Here is a 13,159-nt window from a genome sequence, read left to right as displayed (position 1 = left end):
AGTTAGCCTCCCATTTTTTCAAAATCGTAATACCGCAGGTCATAGCCCTTTATCTGATAATCGTTGCTAACATACTGCACCTTCATATCGCTGGTAGTTGATGCCATCGTCGCAGCCATACTGGTGATCTTCTTGCCACCGGTAAAATCAACAATAGTATTGGGCAAAGGCACATTACCGGCCTTCGCAACAGAATTTACAGCCGTTAAGCAAGCATAATAATCTTCAAAATCAATGCCCTTTCCCTGTGAGCATGACGCATGAAACAAGCTCTGGCACACCATGCCTTTCTCCTGTGTATCCATATATACAAAGCACTGTTTTTTAGGGTCGAAAACCTTGTTGCCATTGCAATTCGCGGGCTGAAGCAAGGCCCCTAACTGAGGATCGCTATAAAGCGCAAAAACAGATTGCAACAAGCCTAATTCACTCATACTGGACGCACTCGTATTACCAAAGAACTGCTCATCTTTTGACAGCAGAAAACTCATTCTCAACTTGCTGGCATCTACCAAAGGCAAAGGGGCAGGAGGCCCCATACCCAGCCTGGAACACCGGTTAAAACCGAGATGATGCTCCATCGCGATCAACATCATTTGCCAGTTAGTCACCTTGCTGGTAACCGCATCAACAAAACACACAACCTGGCTTAGCAATATTGGCAATGGGCGCAATTCTCGCCCTTGGAAATCTAACGCCTTTAAATCTCGTTTCTCTAAATCAAGCACCTTTGATTTTTGCACACAACACGCCAACACCAGCCGAATAAAATCCAGCCAATAATGAGCATCGTCTAGCAAACTTTTTATCTCTTTCAGATTGGGATCATCTTGCAAAACCTTTTGCATCGTCTTGCCTTTATCCCTTATTTTATCAACCCCGTCTTTATGCCAGACGGGTTGCCCAAGTGCTTGAATTAAGGCTTCATCCACCACATCATTGAGTTGACTGCGCAAACGCTCTCGAACATCGGCAGGAAACACAGCCTGTTGCACAGGCTTATTCAATGCAGATAAAAACACAATCAAATGGCCAAAAGCAGGATGCCCTTCATTTTTACCTAACGTAACGCTCTTGGGTTGAGCATAAGCTTTCACCTGCTCAAAAAATACATATCCGGTAAGCAACGACAACACCAACGCCCAACACAGAGGAGCAGTGCAATACATAAGGAGCAAGGTATAAGCACTAACCGCGACAATAACCCCCAACTGAAGCGACAACCGTTGGCACACGGTTAAAACAAGCAGCAAACCGCCACTAAAAAGCCAAAGCCGAGAACTGTTCAGCCAATGGCTTTGTAACACAGCACTAATGCCGTCGCTTAGCCACCCCAGAGCAATGCCAAAAAACACCAGAAAGGTTAATAACGCCGCATGTTGCAAGGTTCCCGGAAACAAGGAAATGCCGGGGTAATGCCCAAAGTCCATCGCCCGGCGCTCCTGTTGAGTTTTGGAAAAGTGATACCAGACAACCTTAATCACAACCACACCCAACAGCAGACACAACCCCAGCCAAACCAGATTTACCTGCACAGTAAAATGGTTCGCTACAGTAAGACTATGATGTTTTAACAAAAGAAGCGTATTGTCATCGGCACTTGAGCCAAAGAAAAACTGGATCACCAGCTTTGCAAGCCAGTTAACGCTAATCAGAAAAATCAGCGTAAGCAGTAATAAGAAAAAATCATGTACATAAGACGCATATTTGCGCCATAAAAAATGGAAAGGCTCTCCAGCAATTCTGGACATTATTTGTATAATCCCTGACTAAAACCATAACACGAACATTTGCTCGAACAGGAATGGCAACATCATTAACGGATAAACCACATACTCCTTATCCCCCTTGCCTTCTTCAGTGTTTTGTGATCGTAGCGCGCTTCTCAATAGAAAAAACAGACAATAGAAAAAACAAAAAAATAGATTGTTTACAACAGGCGCCCCACACTAGCAAGGCGCATTTTATCAACCTTCTTTAAAAATAACGCACAACAACAAAGCCCCCAAAGAAGCACCGGATTATAACCATACAACCCCATAAAATTAAAGTAAACAGATTGGCTTTTAGTCATCGCCTGTCTCACGCCTGAGAACGCTAAGGTATCGACTTCCCCTCTCCAACCAGCTGATATTAAGCAATGAATGTGTAGCTATATTACGTTATAATCGCACCAACCAAGCTGTTTCGCGGCTAGCTCGGACAACAAGTTTTATAGGTTGAGAGGTTAAAAACCAGGTTATTCACAGAAAAAGCGTCTTTAATTGTGGATAACTCAATTTGGCGAACCTGTTTCATCAACTGTGGATAACATTAATAAATTGAGGGTAATCAATTGAAAAATAGAGAAAAAGGTTCAAAAAGCCCTCACCAAAAACAAGCCGAGACTCGCCAACCCACGCCAATAAAGGGCTGCAACGCCATCGCCCAAATAATTCCAGCACTTATCCACAGGTTTCTGGACAATTCCTCAGAGGTTCGCCAAAATACCCCCTCCAGCCCTTGTATGACACAGGCTAAAATAGGTGCAGTCTGGAACCACTAGCTGTTTGAAGCTGTTGAGACTTAAGGCCCTGCTTTTGAATTTGAATTATAAGTCGTCTGGAACCACTAGCTGTTTGAAGCTGTTGAGACATTTTTGTAGCTAAGGAAATCGACTGCTCACTCTTGTCTGGAACCACTAGCTGTTTGAAGCTGTTGAGACATAAACCAGCCAAGCTGGCAACCTCATCGATTCTAGTCTGGAACCACTAGCTGTTTGAAGCTGTTGAGACAGATATGCCCCTCCACGACTTGTATTTCGCTTCGTCTGGAACCACTAGCTGTTTGAAGCTGTTGAGACTGAAAGCTTGTCATTCATTTGTTTGACCAACTGAGTCTGGAACCACTAGCTGTTTGAAGTGACCGAAGGTCATCCCGAACTCGTTTCGGGACCTCCAAACAGTTAGCAAGATGGTTGAAAGAGATGCTGAAATAAATTCAGCATGACGATGGAAAAGGGAAACCACTAGCTGTTTGAAGTGACCGAAGGTCATCCCGAACTTGTTTCGGGACCTCTAACCAGTTAGCAAGATGGTTGAAAAAAGAGATGCTGAAATAAATTCAGCATGACGATGGAAAAGAGTGAAAAACTAGCTGTTTGAAGTGACCGAAGGTCATCCCGAACTTGTTTCGGGACCTCTAGACAGTTAGCAAGATGGTTGGAAAAAGAAATGCTGAAACTTGGGTGATACTTGCCGACTAAAGGTGCAACTGGATGCCGCATCTTCGTGCGGCATGACTTTGGGATAGCTGTTTGAAGCTGTTGAGACAATAACTTGGCAACCAGCAGAATATCGATCAACTGTCTGGAACCACTAGCTGTTTGAAGTGACCAAAGGTCATCCCGAACTTGTTTCGGGACCTCTAAACAGTTAGCAAGATGGTTGAAAGAGATGCTGAAATAAATTCAGCATGACGATGGAAAGGGGAACCACTAGCTGTTTGAAGCTGTTGAGACCACCACGCCTCCTTTCCTATCACGCTAGCTAAGTCTGGAACCACTAGCTGTTTGAAGTATCACGCAGTCATTCCTGCGAAGGCAGGAATCCATTAACTCCGCACTGATATAGTGCGAAATAGTTGAGGGCTGTTACATTCTCAAACGCCTGTGTTTATGGGTCCCCGCCTTCGCGGGGATGACGGAACCACTAGCTGTTTGAAGCTGTTGAGACAACAAGTTGGAAGGAACATTTTCAGTTCACTCTAGGTCTGGAACCACTAGCTGTTTGAAGCTGTTGAGACTTTTTGTTCTTTATTCAAAAAACATTCCCCAAATTGTCTGGAACCACTAGCTGTTTGAAGTGACCGCAGGTCATCCCGAACTCGTTTCGGGACCTCCACACAGTTGGCAAGATGGTTGAAAAAAGAGATGCTGAAATAAATTCAGCATGACGATGGAAAAGAGTGAAAAACTAGCTGTTTGAAGCTGTTGAGACAAATGCTGTGGTTCTTGTTCCTTGGTTTCCACCGTCTGGAACCACTAGCTGTTTGAAGTGACCGCAGGTCATCCCGAACTCGTTTCGGGACCTCCAAACAGTTAGCAAGATGGTTGGAAAAGAGATGCTGAAACTTGGGTGATACTTGCGACTAAAGGTGCAACTGGATGCCGCATCTTCTGCGGCATGACTTTGGGATAGCTGTTTGAAGCTGTTGAGAATATCTTCGTATCCAAGAATAACGTAAAAGTGTCGTCTGGAACCACTAGCTGTTTGAAGCTGTTGAGACCTTTAAATGAGGCAAAGTGCCGTGATGATCTAGAGGTCTGGAACCACTAGCTGTTTGAAGCTGTTGAGACATGCTGACCTCAAAAAAATCACCATTTTGACAAGTCTGGAACCACTAGCTGTTTGAAGTGACCGAAGGTCATCCCGAACTCGTTTCGGGACCTCCAAACAGTTGGCAAGATGGTTGAAAAAGAGATGCTGAAATAAATTCAGCATGACGACGGAAAGGTGAAAAACTAGCTGTTTGAAGTGACCGAAGGTCATCCCGAACTTGTTTCGGGACCTCCAAACAGTTGGCAAGATGGTTGAAAAAAGAGATGCTGAAATAAATTCAGCATGACGACGGAAAGGGGAAAAACCAGCGGTTTTTACAATGACTCCCCCGTAAAAACCGCCTTACCTTTAAGGTCATATTCTCTGCCAATTTCATTCTATCCAGCTTGCAACGGCGTAACTTTCGGCTAGTATTACTCCCCGTTAAATAACTCGGGATAGTTGTTTATTCCCCGCCGAAACTCTACAACGGACAAGGACTGGCAATGCCTTTTGATGCACTCTTTCCCATTTATGTACTGGATATCCGTTTAAAGTGGCTACAAGCCGTGCAATGCTCACCCTTTCATCATCCTTTGGTATATGGCTGGCTAAAGCATTTGCTCAACAACCATACTCAAACACCGGCTTTTTTCCTGGATTTGCCTGAATGTAGCCGGGTGGCGTACAACAAGGGGGATGAGTATCAATTCCGGCTCATTTTAGTGCGCCCTGAAGCGGAATTTTTTAATTTCCTGATAAGCCAGTTACGCGCTTTACCCGTCAGCGCCAAGCCGCTGGAAGCCAAAGCCGCATTTAATAACAACCTGGAATTGCTCACCCTGACCGACGCCTTAACCCAAACCGAGGTATTCCACGCAAATGACTTCACCGCGCTGACCAGCCTTAGCTTCGCTTGCTTAAGCCAGCAACTCAAACAAGCACTGGCTTCGCCTCAGGGTTGTTTATTGCGCCTGACCGCCCCAACCCGGCTATTAAAATCCTTTAAAGACCGTGAAACCGCCAAAGGAGAAGCCCGATTCGCTCGGGATGCAAAAGACATCACTCTAGAACTCTTGCTAGAACGTATGTATACCGGCATTGCAACACTGTTGAGTGAATTTACCCCTCCCCCCCGGCCTAAAATGCCAACATTGCCTACTGGCAGCAGTAGTGAAAGCCACTGGTTTTGGCTCAATAACGACTACAAAAACAACGACTATAAAAATAACAAGAACAGCAAACAGTGTGGCGGAATGTTTGGTGAATGCCGCTTACATATATCAGACATTGACGACTTCTGGTTACAGGTGATCCTGCTCAGCCAACTTCTGGGCATAGGGCAAAACCGCCAGTTTGGGCTGGGTCGTTATGCATTATTCGACGCCCAACAACAGCCAATACAAATACCTCCACCGATCAACGCGGCTACCCCCTGGTTAAAACACATTCAACGTGACGAGTTATTACAGTTAGCGCTGGAAAAAAGCCAGGCCAGCAGCAACACCGATATCACCTCGCTTAAACAGCAACTGGAACAAATCGCTCAAAATCACTACGCCGTTCCCATGCTGGAGGGCAGCATATTACAAAAACCTGGTAAAGCGCCGCGCCCCTTAGCCGTTCCCCCGTTTCTGGATCGAGTATTACAACGGGTAATACAACAAGCCATTCAGCCCAGTATAGAAGCCTTAATGTATGAAAAAAGCTACGGTTATCGCCCCAATAAATCGCGCCTAAACGCCTTAATGGATATTCGACAAGCCAAACGGGAAGGCTACCACTGGGTTTTTGAATCGGACATTGATGGATTTTTTGATTCGGTTAATCGCGACCATATCCAAAAACGCTTGTTCGGCTTATTCGGGGAAGCCGAATTCGTTCAGGTAATTATTAACTGGTTAGCCGCTCCGGTGGTTTTCAACGGCCATGCCGTGGAACGCAAAATGGGGATCCCTCAAGGCAGCCCATTAAGTCCGTTAGTGGCAAACTTGATACTGGACGATTTTGACAACGATCTACAAGCTCAAGGATTCAGGCTTATTCGTTTTGCCGACGACTTTATTGTGATGTGCAAAAGCAAAGAACAAGCTGAACAAGCGCTGGCGCTCGCGACAGAATCACTGGCTGAACACGACCTGGAACTGAATAAACGTAAAACCGCAATTAAATCACTGGATCAAGGCTTTCACTTTCTAGGCTATTTGATTGTGGGGGAACTGGCACTGCCCAGCAAAGCACCTGCCTCGAAACAAAAGCAAGGCATTCCATCCGGTTCATGGCTGGCTTCACTACCCGAATCGTTGCAACAATTGGCATTAAACAACAGCACAACCACACCAGATGAAACCCCACAACCAAGCACCAGCGAACCCGACCAAGCCTTGGCGGCGAATGTATCCAACCCGATTGAACACCCAGAGCCGCCCCTCAATACAAGAGTTAAGAGCACAAACTCTCAGAACACAGGCATTGAAAGCTCAAACATTGAAAGCACAGCGCAGGAAACAACCGTAAAATTCACAGATTATCTGCTTGAACAACACTCCTCACCTTCGGCCTTAAACGACTCCCCCATTCAACCGGTTGGCGAAAGAGATAGGCAAGGAACCTTGCTGTGTGTCAGTGGCGACGCTTGCACTATTCATTGCCACCAGCAAAGGCTGTCGGTCTCTCGGGATGAAGAAGTTGTGGTTAACCAACCCTTCAGCGCCATCCGCTGTATTGTACTATTTGGGCACCATCAAATTACCAGCCAATGTTTACACCAGCTAATGCAAGCACATATTCCCGTGCATTATGCCACCACAATGGGGCGCTATATTGGCTGCACCAGTGCCCCCATAACACAAAGCTATTCGCAGCAGTTATGGCAGAAACAACATCAATTAAGTAACGAGCAACAGTTAGCCTTAAGCCAGCAACTGGTAGAATGCCGCATTCGCAATATGCAAGACGTACTACGCCGCCACAACAGCCCCAACACCCAAGCGCTGTCACCACTGGTTCAAGCCGCATTGATGGCCTCCAATGTTAACATGCTGCGTGGTTACGAGGGCGCGGCAACACAACAGTTTTTCCATGCGTTTACCGACCTACTGCCCGAGTGGTGCGAGTTTAACCACAGGCAACGCAGGCCGCCCCCCGACCCGGCCAATGCCTTATTGTCCCTCGGTTATACATTACTGTACGGCTACAGCGACACACTCATAAGAGTGGCAGGACTTCTGCCCTGGATAGGCGTGTTTCACCAATCGGGGGGAACCCATGCAGCACTGGCCTCAGACCTGATGGAGCCTTTCAGGCATCTGGTAGAACGTAGCGTTTTAACCCTGTTAAGGCGCAACCAGATCACCCGGGAACACTTTACGCTAAACGAAAACGAATCGGGAAAAATCGCCTGTTACATTAATTCCGAAGGGCGAAAAATCTTTTTGGGGCACTTGTTGACATTAATGGAAAGCCCCGCCGCCACCTATCAGCAGGAAGACACCGTCACACCCTCGCAAGCACTTTACCAACAAGCGGTCAGTTTGGTGAATTACCATCAGCAACAAGGAGAATTTACACCATGGCGGGTACGTTAAGCATATATGTTGTCTGTTTCGATATCTCTGACGATAAAGTGCGTCGTAACGTGGTAAAGGCATTAATGCAATACGGAGACCGAGTGCAATACTCGGTTTTTGAACTGGCATTTAAACGCCTTGGCGATATGCAGAAAATGCAGATAAAACTGGAAGCGCTGTTAGAGCCGGGCGATGAAATACGATTTTATCGTTTATGCCATCAATGTAGAAAAACCTCCAAAGCAATTCCCGACAAACCTTTAGGTTACTGGCCAGCAGCTATTCTGATACACTAAACCCCAACAATAAAGGCAGTTATTCACAGAAAAAACCTTTTGAATTGTGGATAACTCAGTTTGGCGAACCTATTTCGCTACCTGTGGATAACATTAATAAATTAAGGGTAATTGATTGAAAAATAGAGAAAAAGGTTCAAAAAGCCCTCATCAAAAACAAGCCGAGACTCGCCAACCCACGCCAATAAAGGGCTGCAACGCCATCGCCCAAATAATTCCAGCACTTATCCACAGGTTTCTGGACAATTCCTCAGAGGTTCGCCAAAATACCCCCTCCAGCCCTTGTATGACACAGGCTAAAATAGGTGCAGTCTGGAACCACTAGCTGTTTGAAGCTGTTGAGACTTACTCCTGGTAAAACTACTTTTGATAAAACTAAATGTCTGGAACCACTAGCTGTTTGAAGCTGTTGAGACATCTGTATCCGGTACGTCCTTAGGGTGATATGCCAGTCTGGAACCACTAGCTGTTTGAAGCTGTTGAGACCTTTTAGAGCTTCCACTCTTTTATCTAAATCCTGTCTGGAACCACTAGCTGTTTGAAGCTGTTGAGACCGTGATATTGGCGCAACAAAGGAAGATCGTGTTTAGGTCTGGAACCACTAGCTGTTTGAAGCTGTTGAGACCAATCAGTATACTTTCTCATATTCTACTCCTATAGTCTGGAACCACTAGCTGTTTGAAGTGACCGAAGGTCATCCCGAACTCGTTTCGGGACCTCTAAACAGTCAGCAAGATGGTTGGAAAAGAGATGCTGAAACTTGGGTGATATTTGCGACTAAAGGTGCAACTGGATGCCGCATCTTCGTGCGGCATGACTTTGGGATAGCTGTTTGAAGCTGTTGAGACTGTCAAAGGAAAGACACAAAACAAAAAAGAATTTGTCTGGAACCACTAGCTGTTTGAAGCTGTTGAGACTATTTTAAGTCTAATTGTAATTTTGCCTTTTTTGTCTGGAACCACTAGCTGTTTGAAGCTGTTGAGACAGGCATAGCCGCCGCAGCCATTAGCATAATACGGTCTGGAACCACTAGCTGTTTGAAGTGACCGCAGGTCATCCCGAACTTGTTTCGGAACCTCCAAACAGTTAGCAAGATGAATGGTAAAAGAGATGCTGAAATAAATTCAGCATGACGACGGAAAGGTGAAAAACTAGCTGTTTGAAGCTGTTGAGACTTAAGCAAATCGAGCACGTTTTGTTGCGAGAGAAGAGTCTGGAACCACTAGCTGTTTGAAGTGACCGAAGGTCATCCCGAACTCGTTTCGGGACCTCTAAACAGTCAGCAAGATGGTTGGAAAAGAGATGCTGAAACTTGGGTGATATTTGCGACTAAAGGTGCAACTGGATGCCGCATCTTCGTGCGGCATGACTTTGGGATAGCTGTTTGAAGCTGTTGAGACTACTACTACTGGTAAAGCCCCCTTACTATTTTCTGCGTCTGGAACCACTAGCTGTTTGAAGCTGTTGAGACGCTGCATTTGCATTGGCTGCTGAGGCTGCATTGTCTGGAACCACTAGCTGTTTGAAGTGACCAAAGGTCATCCCGAACTTGTTTCGGGACCTCTAAACAGTTAGCAAGATGGTTGAAAAAATAGATGCTGAAATAAATTCAGCATGACGATGGAAAGGTGAAAAACCAACTGTTTGAAGTGACCTCACCAAGCACAATCAGGCATTAAAAAACCCCGGTGGTTTTCACCTCCGGGGTTTTTACTTTTTTACACTCAATTTTACATAGCGGCTGGGGACTAAACAGTGCTCTTAGCTCTCCTAAAAACAGCCCCCTGCTCTCAAAATTGTTTACTCGTGGCGTAGTGCCTGGCTTGGTTCCATATCCAACGCGCGTTTGGTTGGTACGTAAGTGGCGATAATCACTGCGCCGCCTACGATGGTGACAATTACGGACGAGATGATAGTCAAGTCAACAATGGTTACCGGGAACAGTTCAGACATGGCAACACCCATCATACAGCCCATGATCACGCCTGGAACACCACCGATAAGCAGTTGTTTCACGCCTGTCATCAGGAACTCTTTGGTGATGCGAGACTCGTCTGCACCCAAAGCACGTTTAACGCCGATTTCCTGAGTACGTTGGTTAATGGTGTTAGACATAACGCCGTAGATACCACTGGTTGCCAATACCGCTGCCGCCACACCGAACAACAAGATGACGGTTGTGATGAAGATTAGCGGTGCTGTGTAACGCTCGATACTTTGTGTATATAGCTCGATGTTAAACGCTGGCAATTCAGGGTCGATAGACTTCAACACATCACGCAAGGTGTGAGTTACGTCTGATTTCTCGGCCTTCATTTCCATCGCTACAGTTACTTGCTCTGTAGGATCCTGAGTAGCAGGTCTGAAAATAGAAGGTGTTTTCGAGTTTTGACCGAAAGACTCACCTTGAATGGTATGCTCAACCACACCCACAATGGTCAACCAATGTGGTGCATTGCCGTCAGCTTCAACGTTACGAATACGTTTGCCGATTGGGTTACCATTCGGGAAATGACGCTCTACAAACGATTCTGTCACGATAACAGTGGTTTTATCCAGGCCATCATCACCGCTGTTGAAGTAACGACCTTCGCGCAATTCAACACCCAACTTCTTCAATGCACCCGGTAAGATGCTGATGTAGTTAGCTTGTGGGTAGCCTTGATCTTTGGTGTATTCACGGCCTTCAATGGCAATGTTTGGCTTGGCACCCATTTCGCCCGGCAATTCAGATGAAATCATGACTTTGCCGATACCAGTGCTGTTTTCCAAACGTGCTTGCAAGTTCTTCAGGAAAATAGCTCTTTCTTCAGGCGTGTCGTAGTTAGAGCCTGTCATCAGTACCTGAGCAGACAAGATACCTTCAGGATCCGCACCGTAATCCGCTTGAGTAGCTTTGAAGTTAACCACCGACATTACCGTGGCGGCAATCAATACCGTCATGGAAACGAAGATTTCACTGATAACCAGAACCTTGTTCAAACGACCTGCTTTCTTACCTAGCGCACCACGAGTACCGTCACGCAATACCGCGTTGAAGTCTGCACCCGAGTTTTTCCACGCTGGCAATAAGCCCGTGGTTAAAATAGTACCGATAACGAAAGCAATACAGATAGACAAGGTGTAGCTGTCTACGCCGAACTTCCACCAGAATTTAGGCTTTTCAACGAAGAATGACTTGGTCACACCTTCGGTAACTTCCAAGCCCCAGGCTAATAGAAGCACTGCGATAACGCCGCCGGTGACACAGATAAGTACACTTTCCCACAACATTTGCATAACCAAACGGAAGCGAGGCGCACCTAATGCAACACGGATCGCAGTTTCTTTTCCACGCTCAATGGCACGGGCAAGTAGCAAGTTAGCCACGTTAATCGCTGCAAGAATCAAGATAAGTACCGCAACAACGTGCAGAGAGTAAATGAACGGCGCACCGTCTTCGATATCTGCCATTGGAATGGTTGTGATATAGGCACCAACACCGGTGTTAGTTTTAGGATAACGTTGCTCCAAACGTTGCATGATAATCGCAAGTTCTTTATCAACGTCTTCAATGGTAATGCCCGGATTCAGGTGAGCAAGACCGAATACAGAGCCCGCGTCGCCACGGTTAGACTTGGTTGCATCTTCACGCAATGGCACCCACATTTCAGATGAGTATGGGAAGAAGTAACCTTCCGGCATAACACCGATAATGCGGTGAGAATCACCATTAATTTTCAGAGATTGGTCGATAATGTTTTTGTCGCCACCAAACTGGGTACGCCATACGTCATAGCCAATCACAACCACACGCTCTGCGCCAGGCTGGTTTTCAGCTTGAGTAAATTCACGACCTAAAATAGGCTTGGTACGAGTCAATTTGAAGACATTTGGCTCGGCTGCGATACCGCCATAACGACGCGCACCATCACGACCCGAAACGTTCAAGCTGACATTACGGTAAGCACCAAACTCGCCTAATCCCTTCACGTTCTTACGAATTTCGTAATAGTCATGGAGATTGATCATATCCATGCCTTTGAAATTGTTACGTGAAGCACTCATTTGCACCAAGGTATCACCATTTTCAAAAGGCAATGCCTTGAAAACCATGACGTTAAAGAATGAGAACAGGTATACGCTCAAACCGATACCGGTTGTCATTACCAAAGTCGTCAGGATGGTAAATCCTGGTCTTTTGGTGAGTAGCCTTATGGCATATTTAATATCACTCAGAATCATTATGCTGACTCCTCAACCGCACTGTTCTTGGCTTCAGCTTCTTTTCTTACTGATTCCAACGCTGCTTGCTTGTCAGCGTCTGAAACTTTCTTGTCAGCGACAACGCGACCATCCAGAATTTCAATGATACGTTCTGTACGAGATGCTGAACGAGGGTCGTGCGTTACCATTGCAATGGTAGAACCTTCTTGATGTAACTTGTCCAATAACTCCATGACTGACATGGCGTTTTTGGTATCAAGGTTACCAGTAGGTTCGTCCGCAAGTAGTAGAGAAGGCTTACCGGCAATGGCGCGAGCAACAGCTACACGCTGTTGTTGACCACCTGAAAGCTGTGAGGGGTAATGCTTGGCGCGGTGCCCCATATCTACTTTTTCCAATGCATCTTTCACCATTTGCTTACGCTCGGCTTTAGACAGGTTTGGACGGTAGGTCAAAGGCAACTCAACGTTTTCTTCAACGTCCAGGTCGCTGATCAGGTTAAATGATTGGAAGATAAATCCAATTTCCTGATTACGGATACGCGCACGTTCCGCTTTGTTGATGTTAGATACATCGTGACCAGCCAGCATGTAAGTACCGCCAGTGCTGGTGTCCAATAATCCTAAAACCGATAGCAAAGTAGACTTACCACAACCAGAAGGACCAGAAATGGAGACGTACTCGCCTTTGTTAATGGTGAAACTAATGTCTTCCAGAGCGTGAGTTTCGACTTCTTCCGCGTAAAATACTTTCTTAATATTTTCTAATTTAATCAATGCGTCGCTCATTT

At 45.9% G+C, this 13,159-nt stretch carries 7 protein-coding genes; 2 read left to right on the top strand and 5 right to left on the bottom strand.

The annotated features are described in order from the left end of the window. Nucleotides 1-2: 2 nt before the first annotated feature. Nucleotides 3-1,751, bottom strand: coding sequence for a hypothetical protein (locus tag KIH87_RS08500; protein ID WP_232361102.1), 1,749 nt, complete (start codon nt 1,749-1,751; stop codon nt 3-5). A 3,053-nt stretch (nt 1,752-4,804) separates the two neighbouring features. Here KIH87_RS08500 and cas1 point away from each other — a divergent pair. Beyond that, on the top strand, nt 4,805-7,885 hold the full coding sequence (cas1, locus tag KIH87_RS08495; RefSeq protein ID WP_232361101.1) for a CRISPR-associated endonuclease Cas1: 3,081 nt from the start codon (nt 4,805-4,807) through the stop codon (nt 7,883-7,885). Beyond that, nucleotides 7,870-8,163, top strand: a complete 294-nt coding sequence (gene cas2 / locus KIH87_RS08490; RefSeq protein WP_232361100.1) for a CRISPR-associated endonuclease Cas2 — start codon at nt 7,870-7,872, stop codon at nt 8,161-8,163. The genes cas1 and cas2 overlap by 16 nt, the downstream gene beginning before the upstream one ends. A 510-nt stretch (nt 8,164-8,673) precedes the next feature. On the opposite strand, the gene KIH87_RS19495 is transcribed toward cas2, so the two are convergent. The 4 genes from KIH87_RS19495 to KIH87_RS08475 all read right to left on the bottom strand — a co-directional run bounded on the left by KIH87_RS19495 (nt 8,674) and on the right by KIH87_RS08475 (nt 13,157). Next, nucleotides 8,674-8,808 carry a hypothetical protein gene (locus KIH87_RS19495; protein WP_408635797.1) on the bottom strand — a complete coding sequence of 45 codons (135 nt, stop codon included), beginning with the start codon at nt 8,806-8,808 and terminating at the stop codon, nt 8,674-8,676. A 626-nt stretch (nt 8,809-9,434) separates the two neighbouring features. Continuing rightward, nucleotides 9,435-9,641, bottom strand: a complete 207-nt coding sequence (locus tag KIH87_RS08485) for a hypothetical protein (protein ID WP_232361099.1) — start codon at nt 9,639-9,641, stop codon at nt 9,435-9,437. Between the two features lie 322 nt (nt 9,642-9,963). Beyond that, on the bottom strand, nt 9,964-12,387 hold the full coding sequence (locus KIH87_RS08480) for an ADOP family duplicated permease (RefSeq protein ID WP_232361098.1): 2,424 nt from the start codon (nt 12,385-12,387) through the stop codon (nt 9,964-9,966). Continuing rightward, the gene (locus KIH87_RS08475; protein WP_232361097.1) at nt 12,387-13,157 is read right to left on the bottom strand and encodes an ABC transporter ATP-binding protein; all 771 of its coding nucleotides are present in this window, start codon (nt 13,155-13,157) and stop codon (nt 12,387-12,389) included. Before KIH87_RS08475 ends, KIH87_RS08480 begins: the two co-directional genes overlap by 1 nt. Between the last annotated feature and the right edge of the window lie 2 nt (nt 13,158-13,159).

The organism is Paraneptunicella aestuarii (assembly GCF_019900845.1).
Classification (GTDB): Bacteria; Pseudomonadota; Gammaproteobacteria; order Enterobacterales; family Alteromonadaceae; genus Paraneptunicella; species Paraneptunicella aestuarii.
Note: the sequence above shows the minus strand (reverse complement) of the source record. Positions and strands in the feature narration are given on the sequence as shown.